12 protein-coding genes and 1 pseudogene are annotated in these 14,091 nt (G+C 70.1%); 5 read left to right on the top strand and 8 right to left on the bottom strand.

Features of this window, described 5'->3' with window-relative positions:
- Positions 1 to 282 precede the first annotated feature (282 nt).
- Together AB0M52_RS18690 and AB0M52_RS18685 are read right to left on the bottom strand one after the other, a co-directional pair.
- Positions 283 to 930, bottom strand: a complete 648-nt coding sequence (locus AB0M52_RS18690; protein WP_363954939.1) for a DUF4190 domain-containing protein — start codon at positions 928 to 930, stop codon at positions 283 to 285.
- A gap of 5 nt (positions 931 to 935) precedes the next feature.
- A complete protein-coding gene (locus AB0M52_RS18685; protein ID WP_363954936.1) occupies positions 936 to 1,235 on the bottom strand; it encodes a CD225/dispanin family protein in 300 nt (99 codons plus the stop codon).
- A 171-nt stretch (positions 1,236 to 1,406) separates the two neighbouring features.
- Here AB0M52_RS18685 and purN point away from each other — a divergent pair, with 171 nt between their 5' ends.
- Both purN and purH read left to right on the top strand, forming a co-directional pair.
- On the top strand, positions 1,407 to 2,018 hold the full coding sequence (gene purN / locus AB0M52_RS18680; RefSeq protein ID WP_363954933.1) for a phosphoribosylglycinamide formyltransferase: 612 nt from the start codon (positions 1,407 to 1,409) through the stop codon (positions 2,016 to 2,018).
- A complete protein-coding gene (gene purH / locus AB0M52_RS18675; protein ID WP_363954930.1) occupies positions 2,015 to 3,586 on the top strand; it encodes a bifunctional phosphoribosylaminoimidazolecarboxamide formyltransferase/IMP cyclohydrolase in 1,572 nt (523 codons plus the stop codon). The genes purN and purH overlap by 4 nt, the downstream gene beginning before the upstream one ends.
- A 52-nt stretch (positions 3,587 to 3,638) precedes the next feature.
- Here purH and AB0M52_RS18670 read toward each other — a convergent pair whose 3' ends face one another.
- The 5 genes from AB0M52_RS18670 to AB0M52_RS18650 all read right to left on the bottom strand — a co-directional run bounded on the left by AB0M52_RS18670 (position 3,639) and on the right by AB0M52_RS18650 (position 9,267).
- Positions 3,639 to 4,667 carry a dipeptide ABC transporter ATP-binding protein gene (locus AB0M52_RS18670; protein ID WP_363954927.1) on the bottom strand — a complete coding sequence of 343 codons (1,029 nt, stop codon included), beginning with the start codon at positions 4,665 to 4,667 and terminating at the stop codon, positions 3,639 to 3,641.
- A complete protein-coding gene (locus AB0M52_RS18665; RefSeq protein WP_363954924.1) occupies positions 4,651 to 5,688 on the bottom strand; it encodes an ABC transporter ATP-binding protein in 1,038 nt (345 codons plus the stop codon). The genes AB0M52_RS18670 and AB0M52_RS18665 overlap by 17 nt, the downstream gene beginning before the upstream one ends.
- A gap of 5 nt (positions 5,689 to 5,693) precedes the next feature.
- Entirely contained in the window at positions 5,694 to 6,650 is a 957-nt protein-coding gene (locus tag AB0M52_RS18660; RefSeq protein WP_363954921.1) for an ABC transporter permease, read from the bottom strand.
- Positions 6,643 to 7,581: an ABC transporter permease gene (locus AB0M52_RS18655; RefSeq protein WP_111214760.1), complete on the bottom strand. Its 939-nt coding sequence runs from the start codon at positions 7,579 to 7,581 to the stop codon at positions 6,643 to 6,645. Before AB0M52_RS18655 ends, AB0M52_RS18660 begins: the two co-directional genes overlap by 8 nt.
- Before the next feature lie 81 nt (positions 7,582 to 7,662).
- Positions 7,663 to 9,267, bottom strand: coding sequence for an ABC transporter substrate-binding protein (locus tag AB0M52_RS18650; RefSeq protein WP_363954918.1), 1,605 nt, complete (start codon positions 9,265 to 9,267; stop codon positions 7,663 to 7,665).
- A 432-nt stretch (positions 9,268 to 9,699) separates the two neighbouring features.
- Here AB0M52_RS18650 and AB0M52_RS18645 point away from each other — a divergent pair, with 432 nt between their 5' ends.
- From AB0M52_RS18645 to AB0M52_RS18635, 3 genes are all read left to right on the top strand, one after another.
- Positions 9,700 to 10,560, top strand: a complete 861-nt coding sequence (locus tag AB0M52_RS18645; protein ID WP_363954915.1) for a bifunctional methylenetetrahydrofolate dehydrogenase/methenyltetrahydrofolate cyclohydrolase — start codon at positions 9,700 to 9,702, stop codon at positions 10,558 to 10,560.
- Between the two features lie 91 nt (positions 10,561 to 10,651).
- Positions 10,652 to 11,602, top strand: a complete 951-nt coding sequence (mdh, locus tag AB0M52_RS18640; RefSeq protein WP_363954912.1) for a malate dehydrogenase — start codon at positions 10,652 to 10,654, stop codon at positions 11,600 to 11,602.
- A gap of 216 nt (positions 11,603 to 11,818) precedes the next feature.
- Entirely contained in the window at positions 11,819 to 13,036 is a 1,218-nt protein-coding gene (locus AB0M52_RS18635) for an NADP-dependent isocitrate dehydrogenase (RefSeq protein ID WP_363954909.1), read from the top strand.
- 535 nt (positions 13,037 to 13,571) lie between these two features.
- Here the strand turns inward: AB0M52_RS18635 and AB0M52_RS18630 are convergent.
- A pseudogene (locus tag AB0M52_RS18630) lies at positions 13,572 to 14,091 on the bottom strand (galactose-1-phosphate uridylyltransferase); the annotation flags it as partial.

Raw genomic sequence — 14,091 nt, 5'->3', positions numbered from 1 at the left:
GGCGGGCCGCTGGGCGCCGGTCGGCTGGCGGAGGTCGGCCCGGTCGGCTGGCAGGTGGCGCTCGCCGCGACCGCGGTCACCGGCGGTGGCGCGCTGATCGGCGCCGCCGCCACCCGCTGGCTCACCCGTCTCGCAAGCTGACGGCCGCAGGCGGTTGACGGCTGCCCTGCCGACGGCTGCCCTGCGACGGCTGGTCTTTCGACGGCTGGTCTGTCGACGGCGTTGGCGGAGACGGCCGAGGGGCGTCCCGGTGTTCCGGGGACGCCCCTCGATCTGCCTCGCTCAGTACTGCATCGGCAGGTTGAAGTTCAACACCAGCAGCACGATCTGGATCAGGCCCAGCAGCGCGCCGACCCCACCGCAGATCAGGCCGGCGAGGGCCTGACCGGAGTTGTTGGCCAGGCCCTGGTCGGCCTTCTGCTTGCCCAGCCAGCCGGTGACGAGCGCGGCCACGCCGAGCGGGATGCCGAGGTAGCAGCAGCAAAGCGGGATCGAAGCGATGCCGAGGATCAACGCCACCAGGCCGAGGGTGTTCTGCGGTGCGCCCGGGCCGGCGAAGCCCGCGTTCGGGTACATCGGCGTGCCGCCGTACGGCAGTTGCGCGGCGTACGGGTCGGGGTAGGGCTGGCCGTACGGCTGGCCCGACGTCGGCGGCTGTCCGTAGGCCGGGGGCTGTCCGTAGGCCGGGGGCTGGCCGGCGGCCGGCGGCGCGTACGGGTCGTACGGCTGGCCCGCGGCAGGCGGCTGCTGGCCGTACGGGTCGGCCGGGGGTGAGTACGGGTCCGCCGGTGGGGCGTATGGATTGGCCGGTGGCGGGGCGTACGGATTCGCCGCAGGTGGCGCGTACGGATTGGCCGGAGGTGGCGTGGTCGGGTCCCCGTACGGCTGCTGCTGGCCGTACGGGTCCTGACCAGAGTTGTCGGGCTGCATCCGGCTCAGTAGCTCATGGAACTGTTGCTGCTGAGCGCGCCGAGCAGCGTGGTGCCCACGCAGCACAACAGGACGATCGCCCACACGGCGATGCCGGCGATCAGGGCCCACTTGGACCACTTCTTCGACTCGGCCGCCGCGGCCTGGGCACCGGCGTAGTCGCCCTGCTGGAGCAGCGGGTTGACCTTCGAGGCGTTGATGATCGCGGGGATGGCCAGCGGCCAGAACAGGAAGATCGCGACGATCGACATTGTCATGTTGTTGTCGATCTGCTGCGGCGGCTGGGGCGGGTATCCGGGCTGCATGGTGACGTGCTCCTCACGTGCGTTCGCTGACGGGTGCGGGCCGGACACGCGCCGGTCCCAAGCGACCGGCAGCGTACCCGGTCCGGGCGATTCCGGCAGTCGTTGATCGGCGCGCTGCCCAGCGGGTGGGCACCGACCAGCCGCTGGCCGGCCGCCGGATAGGGTGTGCCGGTGACCGAGCCTGCCCGCATCGTCGTCCTCGTCTCCGGCTCCGGGAGCAACCTGCAGGCCCTGCTGGACGCGACCGCCGACCCGGCGTACGGCGCACGGGTGGTCGCGGTGGGCGCGGACCGGGACGCGATCGCCGGCCTGGACCGGGCCGCTGCCGCGGGCGTGCCGACCTTCCTGGAGCGGGTGAAGGACCATCCGGACCGCGAGCAGTGGGACGCCGCGCTCACCGCGCGGGTCGCCGAACACCGGCCCGACCTGGTCATCTCCGCCGGCTTCCTGAAGCTGGTCGGCCCGCGCTTTCTCGCCGCCTTCGGCGACCGCTACCTCAACACGCACAACACCCTGCTGCCGGCGTTCCCCGGCATCCACGGCCCGCGCGACGCCCTCGCCTACGGGGTGAAGGTCACCGGCGCGACCCTCTTCTTCGTCGACGCCGGGATGGACACCGGTCCGATCGTCGCGCAGGTGGCCGTGCCGGTACGCGACGACGACGATGTCGACGCGCTCACCGAGCGCATCAAGGAAGCCGAGCGGCAGCAACTCGTCGAGCAGGTGGGCCGGCTGGTCCGCGAAGGCTGGACGATCACCGGAAGAAAGGTCACATTTCCGTGAGTTCCATCCAGGACGGGCGCCGCCCGATCCGGCGGGCCCTGGTCAGCGTCTACGACAAGACCGGTCTGGTCGAGCTGGCCCGGGCGCTGCACGCCGCCGGGGTGGAGATCGTCTCCACCGGCAGCACCGCGTCGACGATCGCCGGTGCCGGGGTGCCGGTGACCGCAGTGGAGCAGGTGACCGGCTTCCCGGAGATCCTCGACGGCCGGGTGAAGACCCTGCACCCGAAGATCCACGGTGGGCTCCTCGCCGACCTGCGCAAGGATGCCCACGCCGCCCAGCTCGATGAGCACGGCATCGCCGGGATCGACCTGCTGGTGTCCAATCTGTACCCCTTCCAGGCCACCGTCGCCTCCGGGGCGAGCCAGGACGAGTGCGTCGAGCAGATCGACATCGGTGGGCCGGCGATGGTGCGGGCCGCCGCCAAGAACCACGCCTCGGTGGCGGTGGTGACCGACCCGGCCGCGTACCCGATGCTGCTGGCCGCGCTCGACGGCGGCGGCTTCACGCTGGCCCAACGCCAGGCGCTCGCCGCCCGCGCGTTCGCCGACATCGCCGAGTACGACGTGGCCGTCGCCGACTGGTTCGCGGCGACCCTCGCCCCGGCCGCCGACGGCTGGCCGGAGTTCGCCGGGCTGGCGCTGCGCCGGCAGGCGGTGCTGCGCTACGGCGAGAACCCGCACCAGGCCGCCGCCCTCTACGCCGACCCGGCCAGCCCGGCCGGGCTGGCGCAGGCCGAGCAGCTGCACGGCAAGGAGATGTCCTACAACAACTACGTCGACGCGGACGCCGCCTGGCGGGCCGCCAACGACTTCGCCGACCAGCCCGCGGTGGCCATCATCAAGCACGCCAACCCGTGCGGCATCGCGGTCGGCGCGGACGTGGCGGAGGCGCACCGCAAGGCGCACGCCTGCGACCCGGTGTCCGCCTTCGGCGGTGTCATCGCGGTGAACCGACCGGTCTCGGCCGAGCTGGCCGGGCAGATCGCCGAGATCTTCACCGAGGTCGTGGTGGCGCCCGGCTACGAGCCCGGTGCGGCCGAGGTGCTCCAGGCGAAGAAGAACATCCGGCTGCTGCGGGCACCGGAGTTCCGGCCCCTGCCAGCCGAGTGGCGGCAGGTCACCGGTGGCGTGCTGGTGCAGCTGCGCGACGCGATCGACGCCGAAGGCGACGACCCGGCCAGCTGGCGGCTGGCCACCGGCCAGGCGGCCGACGAGGCGACCCTCGCCGACCTGGCCTTCGCCTGGCGGGCGGTGCGCGCGGTGAAGAGCAACGCGATCCTGCTGGCCCACGACGGTGCGACCGTCGGCGTCGGGATGGGCCAGGTCAACCGGGTGGATTCGGCCCGGCTGGCGGTCAGTCGGGCCGGTGCCGACCGGGCGCGTGGCGCGGTCGCGGCCTCAGACGCGTTCTTCCCGTTCGCCGACGGCCCGCAGATCCTCATCGACGCCGGCATCCGGGCGATCGTGCAGCCCGGCGGCTCGATCCGGGACGAGGAGGTGATCGCCGCCTGCAAGCAGGCCGGCGTCACCATGTACCTCACCGGCACCCGCCACTTCTTCCACTAGGTGTTAAAAGGGGGCCCCTTCAATACGCCAGGCGTTAAGAAGGGGCCCTTCCTTACACTCCTGGGCGCAGCTCGGCGAAGTGGCAGGCGGAGGGGTGCGGGTCGGCGGCCCGCAGCACGGTCTGCGGATCCTGGGTGGCGCAGATCTCCTGGGCCTTCCAGCACCTGGTCCGGAAGTGGCAGCCGCTCGGCGGGTCCGCCGGGCTCGGCACGTCCCCGCTCAGCCGGATGACGCTGCGGTGCTCGCGAGCGTCCGGGTCCGGCACCGGTGCCGCGGAGAGCAGCGCCTGGGTGTACGGGTGGGTGGCTCGTTCGTAGATCTCGTCCTCGGTGCCGATCTCCACGATCCGGCCGAGGTACATGACCGCGATCCGGTCCGAGATGTGCCGGACCACCGACAGGTCGTGGGCGATGAAGATGTACGACAGGCCGAACTCGTCCTGAAGCTCCTCCAGCAGGTTGATCACCTGGGCCTGGATGGAGACGTCCAGCGCGGAGACCGGCTCGTCGCAGACGATCACCTCGGGCCGCAGCGCCAGTGCCCGGGCGATGCCGATGCGCTGCCGCTGGCCGCCCGAGAACTGGTGCGGGTAGCGGTTGATGTGCTCCGGGTTCAGCCCGACGACGTCGAGCAGTTCCTGGACCCGGCGGTGGCGGCTGCCCTTCGGGGCCGCCTCCGGGTGGATCTCGAACGGCTCGCCGATGATGTCGCCCACCGTCATCCGCGGGTTCAGCGAGGTGTACGGGTCCTGCATGACCATCTGCATGTTGCGCCGGATCCGGCGCAGCTGTGAGCCGGAGGCGGCGAAGAGGTCCTGCGCGCCGAGGGTGGCCCGGCCGGACGTCGGCTTCTCCAGCCGCATCAGCAGCCGGGCCAGGGTGGACTTGCCGCAGCCCGACTCGCCGACGATGCCCAGCGTCTCGCCCCGGCGCAGCTCGAAACTCACCCCGTCGACTGCCTTCACCGCGCCGACGTGCTTCTTGAACAGCACGCCCTGCGTGATCGGGAAGTGCTTGACCAGGTGGTTGACCGAGAGGATCGTCTCGCCCCGGACCTTGGTGGGGCTAGCGGGCGCGGTCATCACGTACCTCCTGCGCGAAGTGGCACGCGCTGGTCCGGCCGTCGCCGAGGACCAGGTCGTGCGGCACCACGTCCACGCAGACCTGCTGCGCGTACGGGCACCGGGGGTGGAAGGGGCAGCCGCTGGGGATGCGCATCAGGTTGGGCGGCAGGCCACGGATCGTGGAGAGCTTGCCGCCGCGCTGGTCCAGGCGCGGGATCGACTCCAGCAGCCCCTTGGTGTACGGGTGGGCAGGCGCCCGGTACAGCGAGCGGACGTCGGCGTGCTCGACGATCCGGCCCGCGTACATGACGGCGATCCGGTCCGCCACGTCGGCGACCACGCCGAGGTCGTGGGTGATCAGGATCATCGCCATGTCCAGGTCGCGCCGCAGGTCGGCGAGGAGGTCCATGATCTGGGCCTGCACCGTGACGTCGAGCGCGGTGGTCGGCTCGTCGGCGATGAGCACCTTCGGCTCCATGGCCAGCGCCATCGCGATCATCACCCGCTGGCGCATGCCGCCGGAGAACTGGTGCGGGTAGTCGCCGAGGCGCTTGGCCGCGCCGGGGATCTGCACCAGGTCCATCAGCTCCACGGCCCGGCGCCGGGCGTCGGCGCGGGACATCCCGAGCCGTTGACGCAGCGTCTCGCCGATCTGCCAACCGACCGGGAAGACCGGGTTGAGCGCGGAGAGGGCGTCCTGGAAGATCATCGCGATCTCCTTGCCCCGCACCTGCCGGCGCTGCTCCTCCGACAGGCCCAGCAGGTCCCGACCCTGGTAGCGGATCTGGCCGGAGCTGATGTGCGCCGGTGGGGTGTCCAGGATGCCCATGATGGCCTGGGCGGTGACGGACTTGCCGGAACCGGATTCGCCCAGCACGGCGAGCGTCTCGCCCGGATCCAGGTGGTAGCTGACCCCGTTGATCACCTTGGCCACCCCCTCGCCGGTGCGGAACTCGACGTGCAGATCGCGCACCTCGAGCAGGTGACCGCCGGGCGGGGTGGGGGAGGCCGGGGTCGGCCGGACGGAGTGTTGGCTCATATGGATCACCGGAGCTTCGGGTCGAAGGCGTCACGGATCGCGTCGCCGAGCATGATGAACGCCAGCACGGTCAACGCGAGGAAGGTCGACGGGACCACCAGCGGGGTTGCCGACTCCCGCATGTGCACCCGCCCGTTGTTGATCTCGATGCCCCAGGAGATGGTCGGCTCCTTCAGGCCGATGCCGAGGAAGGACAGGGTCGCCTCGGCGGCGATGAACGAGCCCAGCGCGATGGTCAGCACCACGATCGCCGGGGCGAGCGCGTTCGGCAGGATGTGCCGCCACATGATCCGGCCGTTGCCGGCGCCCAGCATCCGCGCCGCGGCCACGTAGTCCTGTTCCCGTGCGGTGATCACCGAGGAGCGGACCACCCGGGCGGCGGTGGTCCAGCCGAGCACCGCCAGCACGAAGATGACCGCGCCGATGCGTACCGTGGCGCTGTCCGCGCTGACCCGCTTGAGCAGGACGATCGCGGCCAGCAGCAGCGGGATGCCGAGCACGACGTCGATCACCCGGGACAGCACCGCGTCGACCCAACCGCTGAAGTACCCGGCGAGCATCCCCACGACCAGCGCGATCACGCCGGTGAACAGCGCGGAGAGGGCGCCGACCAGCAGCGACGCGCGAGCCCCGTAGACCGCGCGGGCGTACGTGTCGCAGCCCTGGAAGTCGTACCCGAAGAGGGCCCCGCCGGACGGCGCGGCGTGCTGCCGGGAGAGTACGCAGTCGGTCGGGTTGTTGCTGGTGAACAGGCCCGGCACGGCGGCCATCGCGGTCACCAGCAGCACCAGCGTCAGGCTGATCCAGAAGATCGGCTTGCGGCGCAGGTCCCGCCAGGCGTCCCCGGCCAGGCTGCGTGGCTTGCGGGGCTGGCCCACCTGGCCCGGCGTGCCCGGCTCACCCGACGGCCCGCGCCGCGCGGCCTGGTTCTCCGAGGCCGCCACGGTCTCGAAATCACTCATAGCGGATCCTCGGGTCGAGTACGGCGTACAGGATGTCCACCACCAGGTTGGAGATGAGGTAGACCACGACGAGCACGCTGACGATGCCCACCACCAGCGGGCCGTCCTCGGTGCGGATGCCGCGGAAGAGGTTGAAGCCGACGCCGGGGATGTTGAACACGCCCTCGGTGATGATCGCGCCGCTCATCAGGTTGCCCACCTCGACGCCGAGGAAGGTGATCACCGGGATGAGCGAGTTGCGCAGCACGTGCACGCTGACCACCCGGCGGCGCGGCAGGCCCTTGGACCGGGCGGTACGCACGTAGTCGGCGCGCAGGTTCTCGGCGACCGAGGTACGGGTCAGCCGCAGCGCGGTGGCCAGGGAGAGTGAGCCGAGCACGATGCCGGGCAGCAGCAGCGCGTAGAAGTCGGGGTTGGCGCCGGAGGTGGGCGGGAACAGCTGCCACTTGACGCCCAGGAAGTACTGCGCGAGCGGGGCGAGCACGATGGTCGGGATGCCGAGCACCAGCAGGGTCAGCAGCAGGGTGGCGTTGTCGAAGATGCTGGCCCGCCGGATGCCGGCGAGCACGCCCGCGGTGACGCCGAAGATGACGGCGACCGCGATGGCGATCAGCGCCAGCTTGATGGTGACCGGCCAGGCGCCGGCGAGGATGTCGCCGATCGACCGCCCGGTGAGCGACTCGCCCAGGTTGCCCCGGAGCAGGTTGGAGATGTAGTCGAAGTACCGGTAGAAGAAGCCGCCGACCCCGGTCGCGTCGAGGTGGTACTTCTCGGTCAGGTAGGCCCGCTGCGCGGCGGTGACCGGGCGCTCTCCGGCGAGGGCCTGGATCGGGTCACCCTGGCCGGCGAACATCAACGCGTAGACGATCAGTGTGGTCCCGAAGAAGGCCACGACCATCTGGAGCAGGCGCCGCACGATAAAGCGGAACATACTTGGCAGTCTCTCCGAAAAGGGGCGAATCGCGGGGCGGGTCGGGTCACCTGGCGATGACCCGACCCGCGCGCGTGGGTGTTACTTGACGGCCTCGATCTTGAGCAGGTTGACCCGGTCGAAGAGGTCCACCTCAACGTTCTTGACCTTGGTCGAGTGCCCGAAGTTGTTCTGGCCGTACCGCAGCGGGATCACCGGCAGGTCCTCCGCCAGCAGGTCCTCGGCCGCCTGGTACTTCTTGATCGCCTCGTCCTCGCTGGGGGCGCTGGCGCCCTCGGCGAGCAGCCGGTCGAACTCCGGGTTGCTGTAGCCGTAGTAGTTCGACGAGCCGTTGGTGCTGTACAGCGGGCCCAGGTAGTTCTCCATGGACGGGTAGTCCATGACCCAGCCCATCCGGAACAGGCCCACCGGCTGCTTGGCCTTGACCTTGGTCAGCAGGTCGGCGAACTTCGGCTCGGCGTTGCCGACGCAGTCCACGCCCAGGTTGGCCTTGAGCTGGTTGCAGGTGGCGTCGATCCAGTCCTTGTGGCCACCGTCGCCGTTGTAGGACAGGGTGATCTTCGACGGGCCACCCGCGGCCTGGTACAGCGCCTTGGCCTTGGCCGGGTCGAACTCGCCCGCGGCGCCGATGGTGTTCTCCCGGTAGCCGGCGACCACCGGCGAGACGAACGAGCGGGCCGGCTGCTGCGAGTCCTTGAAGATCGAACGGGTGATCTCGTCCCGGTCGATCGCCATCGAGATGGCCTTGCGCACGTCCGCGTTGCTGAACTCCTGCTGGAACGTCGGGAAGGCCAGCACCTGAAGCGTCGACGCGGGGCTCTGCTGGAACCGGTCACCCAGGTCGGTGGCGGCCGTCGAGAGGTTCTCGGTCGGGATGGTCTTGATCACGTCGAGGTTGTCCGACAGCACGTCCGCGTACGCGGCGGTCAGCTGCTGGTAGATGCGGAACTCGACGCCGGCCACCTTCGGCTGCTCGCCGGGGAAGGCGTCGTACTTCTCGACCTCGACCTTGGCGTCGTGCTGCCAGGTGCCCTTCATCTTGAACGGGCCCTGACCGATCGGCGCCTGCTCGTACCCCTCGGCCAGCACGCCGGGCGCGGAGAACGCGGCCTTCGGCAGCGGGTAGAAGGCGGTGTAGCCGAGCATCGACTTGAACTCGCTGTACGGCTCGGAGAGCGTCACCGTGAAGGTCAGGTCGTCGACCTTCTTCAGGCCGCTGAGGGTCTTGGCCGACGGGCTCTCGCCCTGCAGGTCGTCGTACCCGGCGATCTTTTCGAAGAAGTAGCTGGAGTTCTGGCCGTTGGGGGCGTACGCGCCGTAGTTCCAGGAGTCGATGTAGTTCTCGGCGGTGACCTGCTCGCCGTTGTGGAAGGTGTAGCCGTCCTTGAGCTTGACCGTCCAGGTGGTGTTGTCCTCGGACGTGACCGACTCGGCCGCGACCTCGTACGGCTTGTTCGCCTCGTCGTAGTCGACGAGCGGGCTGAACAGGGCGGAGAGCACCTGGGAGCCACTCGTCTCGTTGGTGTTGGTCGGCACCAGGTGCTGCGGCTCGGCGATTTCGATCCGCACCGCCGCGTTGGGGTCGCTCTCACCGGATCCGCCGTCGCCGCCCGAGCCGCAGGCCACCAGGCCCAGGGTCACCGCGAGCGGGAGGGCGGTCCAGGCAGCGAGCCTACGAACACGCATTGAACCTCCTCATCTCATTACTCTGCGCAATCGGGCCCGGCGCTGGGGTAACGCTGCGCAACGATCGGCAACGGTAGGTCGTGTGCCGCGACTCGGCAACGTAGCGGTTGCGAAGGTGTAACAGAACGGGCCCCCCTCCCTTGTCGGACATGCCGGGCCGTGCTATGCGAACGCTGAAATGCGGGGGTTGACGTGGGGAAATCTGGTGCGATTGGGCCCGCTACGGCGCGTACTGCGCCGTCCTGGGGTGGGATGCCAAGATCGCCGGATTGTCGGCCTTCGTGCCCGGTCGTCCGGAGTGGCTGTGGCGAGCTCCACAAGTCGTTACTCAAGGTGACGAACGACACGTCACACAAAGTGATTTGACGATCGTGGTTGCCCGCCCCGCCAGGTCGGGGTAAGCGACGGTTCCGGCCGTGAGACGATCTGGTCGTGACGGCGACGCTTCTGGACGGCAAGGCGACCGCGGCCGAGATCAAGGACGAGCTGCGGACGCGGGTCAAGGCGCTGGCGGAACGGGGCACCGTGCCGGGGCTGGGTACGGTGCTGGTCGGCGCCGACCCCGGTTCCCAGGCGTACGTCAACGGCAAGCACCGCGACTGCGCCGAGGTCGGCATCGCCTCGATCCGCCGGGAGCTGCCGGCCGACGCCACCCAGGAGCAGGTCGACGAGACCCTCGCCGAGCTCAACGCCGACCCGGCGTGCCACGGCTACATCGTCCAGCTGCCCCTGCCGGCGCACCTGGACACGCAGCGGGTGCTGGAGCTGATCGACCCGGACAAGGACGCCGACGGCCTGCACCCGGTGAACCTGGGTCGGCTGGTGCTCGGCTACGACGCGCCGCTGCCCTGCACCCCGCGGGGCATCGTGGAGCTGCTCCGCCGGCACGACGTGGCGCTGCGCGGCGCCAACGTCGCGGTGGTGGGCCGGGGCAACACCGTCGGCCGCCCGCTCGGGTTGCTGCTCACCCGGCGCAGCGAGAACGCTACCGTGACCCTGTGCCACACCGGCACTCTCGATCTCGCCGCCCACACCCGCGCCGCCGACATCGTCATCGTCGCGGCCGGCGTGCCCGGCCTGCTCACCTCGGACATGGTCACCCCGGGTGCGGTCGTGGTCGACGTGGGCATCACCCGCGTGATCGGTCCGGACGGCAAGGGCCGCTACACCGGTGACGTGGATCCGGAGGTCGCCGAGGTGGCCGGCAAGCTGGTGCCGATGCCCGGCGGCGTCGGCCCGATGACCCGCGCCATGCTGCTGACCAACGTCGTCGAACGCGCCGAACGCGGCTGAGGCGGTCATAACCGTCCGCCCCTGGCCTGATCGGTGCCAGGATGGCTGATACGGTCCGGAAAACCGACTGGTATCAGGGAGTGGGACGACCATGGGTAAGAAGGTCACTGTCGTCGGCGCCGGATTCTACGGCTCCACCACCGCGCAGCGCCTGGCCGAGTACGACGTCTTCGACACCGTCGTGATCACCGACATCATCGAGGGTAAGCCCGCGGGCATCGCCCTCGACCTCAACCAGTCGCGCCCGGTCGAGGGATTCGAGACCAAGGTTGTCGGCGTCACCACCGGCCCGAACGGCGAGGGCTACGAGGGCATCGAGGGTTCGGACGTCGTCGTGATCACCGCCGGCCTGCCCCGCAAGCCGGGCATGAGCCGGATGGACCTGCTGGAGACCAACGCCAAGATCGTCCGCCAGGTCGCCGAGAACGTGGCCAAGTACGCCCCGAACGCCGTGGTCATCGTGGTCTCCAACCCGCTCGACGAGATGACCGCGCTGGCCCAGATCGCCACCCAGTTCCCGCGCAACCGGGTGCTCGGGCAGGCCGGCATGCTGGACACCGCCCGGTTCACCAACTTCGTGGCCGAGGCGCTGGAGGTGCCGGTGAAGTCGGTACGCACCCTCACCCTCGGTTCGCACGGCGACACCATGGTCCCGGTGCCGTCGAAGAGCACCGTCGACGGCAAGCCGCTGCGCGAGGTCATGCCGGCCGAGCAGATCGAGGACCTGGTCGTCCGCACCCGTAACGGCGGCGCCGAGGTGGTGGCGCTGCTCAAGACCGGCTCGGCGTACTACGCCCCGTCGGCCGCCGCCGCGCGGATGGCCAAGGCCGTCGCGGAGGACTCCGGCGAGGTCATGCCGGTCTGCGCCTGGGTCGACGGCGAGTACGGAATCTCCGGTGTCTACCTGGGTGTGGAGGCCGCGATCGGCGCCGAGGGCGTCAAGCGGGTCGTCGAGACCGACCTGGACGCCGACGAGCTGGCCAGCCTCAAGGAAGCCGCCGAGGCCGTCCGCGCCAAGCAGGCCGACATCGCCAACATGTGACATCCCTCGCAGGGCCCGCCCCGTCCCCACCACCCGCCTAGTCGATCATGAAGTTAGCGGGCTTTCTGGAGATCGAAACGCCCGCCAACTTCATGATCGACGGCAAGCCGGGGTGAGTGGGGTGGTGTGGGGGTGGGCCCGGTCGTGAGGGGGCCGGGTGGTTTCCAGTACGCTCGTACTGCTTGAGCATGTGTCCCCCGAGAGGAGCGCCGGCCGATGGCGAAGATCAAGGTAAACAACCCGGTCGTGGAGCTCGACGGCGACGAGATGACCCGGATCATCTGGAAGCAGATCCGGGAGCAGCTGATCCTGCCCTACCTCGACGTCGACCTGCACTACTACGACCTGTCGATCCAGCACCGCGACGCCACTGACGACCAGGTCACCATCGACGCCGCCAACGCCATCAAGGAGCACGGCGTCGGCGTCAAGTGTGCGACCATCACCCCGGACGAGGCCCGGGTGGAGGAGTTCGGGCTGAAGAAGATGTGGCGGTCGCCGAACGGCACCATCCGCAACATCCTCGGCGGCGTCGTCTTCCGTGAGCCGATCATCATGTCCAACGTGCCGCGGCTCGTCCCCGGCTGGACCAAGCCGATCATCATCGGCCGGCACGCCCACGGCGACCAGTACAAGGCCACCGACTTCGTCGTCCCCGGCCCGGGCACGGTGACCATCACCTACACCCCGGCCGACGGCTCGCAGCCGGTCGAGATGGAGGTCGCCAACTTCCCCGGCGGCGGCATCGCCATGGGCATGTACAACTTCGACGAGTCGATCCGGGACTTCGCCCGGGCCTCGTTCCGGTACGGCCTGGACCGCAACTACCCGGTCTACATGTCGACCAAGAACACCATCCTCAAGGCGTACGACGGCCGGTTCAAGGACATCTTCGCCGAGGTGTTCGAGAACGAGTTCAAGGCGGAGTTCGACGCCGCCGGCCTCACCTACGAGCACCGGCTCATCGACGACATGGTCGCCGCCGCGCTCAAGTGGGAGGGCGGCTACGTCTGGGCCTGCAAGAACTACGACGGTGACGTGCAGTCCGACACCGTTGCGCAGGGCTTCGGGTCGCTCGGCCTGATGACCTCCGTGCTGCTCTCTCCCGACGGCCGTACCGTCGAGGCCGAGGCCGCGCACGGCACCGTCACCCGGCACTACCGGCAGTGGCAGAAGGGCGAGAAGACCTCGACCAACCCGATCGCCTCGATCTACGCCTGGACCCGGGGCCTGGCCCACCGGGGCAAGCTGGACGGCACCCCGGCGGTCACCGAGTTCGCCAACACGCTGGAGCAGGTCATCGTCGACACCGTCGAGGGTGGCCAGATGACCAAGGACCTCTCGCTGCTCATCTCGCGGGACGCCCCGTGGCTGACCACCGACGAGTTCATGAACGCGCTCGACGAGAACCTGGCGCGCCGCCTGGCCGCCTGAGCCCGTCAGCACCCACCGAGCCCGCCGGCCTCCAGGCCCGGCGGGCTCGGCGTTTCCGGCACGACACGCCAGGCCGCGTCACCCGACCCGGCGCGCCTCGTTGACCTGGGTGGACGAGATGCCAGTCCCGTCCAGGAAGGTTGACCGTCGCCGCCACGCGGCACGAGTGCCCAGCAGCCAGCCTTCCCGGCTGTCGCGCACAGCCAGCCGTCCCTTCCCTGCGGGGGGCCCTGTCCCGGGCCCCCCGCGCCCTGCTTCCCGGGCCGTTCCGCCCAACTGGACTCCCGTGCGTCCGTCACTGGATCCCGGTGCCCCCCGCCAACTGGGAACCCCCGACGTCCGTCCGGCGGGCAGCACCTCGCATCGACCCCTTTGCTCTGCTTCAACCCACGCAATAAACGCCGACTGAAACCGTTGCGTCCGTTGAAGCAGAGCAAAGCGTGCGGACCGGGGCTACGGCAGGTGGAGCGAGTGCGTCGGTCGCCTACCCGGCGATGTCCGGCGGCGGGGCCAGGGGCCGAGTCAGCGGGCCGGGTCAGGCGGCGCGGAGGAGGGTGGCAGCCTGCTCCGGGGCGATGTCGTTGATGAACACGCCCATCGCCGACTCCGAGCCGGCCAGGTACTTCAGCTTGTCGGCCGCCCGCCGGACGCTGAACAGTTGCAGGTGCAGATGCCCCAACTCGCGGTCGAGGCGTACCGGGGCCTGGTGCCAGGCGGCGATGTAGGGCATGGGCGCGTCGAACAGCCCGTCGAAGCGGCGCAGCAGATCCAGGTAGAGCGGGCCGAAGGCGTCCCGCTCGGCGTCGGTCAACGCCGGGATGTCGGGCACCGGCCGGTGCGGCGCGAGGTGCACCTCGAACGGCCACCGGGCGGCCGCCGGGACGTACGCCGTCCAATGGTCGTTGGTCGCCACCACCCGCTCGCCGGCCGCGCGTTCGGCGGCGAGCACGTCGGCGTAGAGGTTGCGGCCGCCGGTGCGTTCGGCGTGCCGTCGTGCCGCGGCCAGCAGTGACCGGGTACGCGGCGTGACGAACGGGTACGCGTAGATCTGCCCG

Origin of the sequence: Micromonospora sp. NPDC051296 (genome assembly GCF_040682255.1) — a bacterium.
Taxonomy (GTDB): domain Bacteria; phylum Actinomycetota; class Actinomycetes; order Mycobacteriales; family Micromonosporaceae; genus Micromonospora; species Micromonospora craterilacus.
Note: the sequence above shows the minus strand (reverse complement) of the source record. Positions and strands in the feature narration are given on the sequence as shown.

Excerpts from the sequence above, each read along its gene's own strand:
- AB0M52_RS18690 (WP_363954939.1), bottom strand. The coding sequence starts at position 930 with ATGCAGCCCGACAACTCTGGTCAGGACCCGTACGGCCAGCAGCAGCCG.
- AB0M52_RS18685 (WP_363954936.1), bottom strand. The coding sequence starts at position 1,235 with ATGCAGCCCGGATACCCGCCCCAGCCGCCGCAGCAGATCGACAACAAC.
- AB0M52_RS18670 (WP_363954927.1), bottom strand. The coding sequence starts at position 4,667 with ATGACCGCGCCCGCTAGCCCCACCAAGGTCCGGGGCGAGACGATCCTC.
- AB0M52_RS18665 (WP_363954924.1), bottom strand. The coding sequence starts at position 5,688 with ATGAGCCAACACTCCGTCCGGCCGACCCCGGCCTCCCCCACCCCGCCC.
- AB0M52_RS18660 (WP_363954921.1), bottom strand. The coding sequence starts at position 6,650 with ATGAGTGATTTCGAGACCGTGGCGGCCTCGGAGAACCAGGCCGCGCGG.
- AB0M52_RS18655 (WP_111214760.1), bottom strand. The coding sequence starts at position 7,581 with ATGTTCCGCTTTATCGTGCGGCGCCTGCTCCAGATGGTCGTGGCCTTC.
- AB0M52_RS18650 (WP_363954918.1), bottom strand. The coding sequence starts at position 9,267 with ATGCGTGTTCGTAGGCTCGCTGCCTGGACCGCCCTCCCGCTCGCGGTG.
- mdh (WP_363954912.1), top strand. The coding sequence starts at position 10,652 with ATGGGTAAGAAGGTCACTGTCGTCGGCGCCGGATTCTACGGCTCCACC.
- AB0M52_RS18635 (WP_363954909.1), top strand. The coding sequence starts at position 11,819 with ATGGCGAAGATCAAGGTAAACAACCCGGTCGTGGAGCTCGACGGCGAC.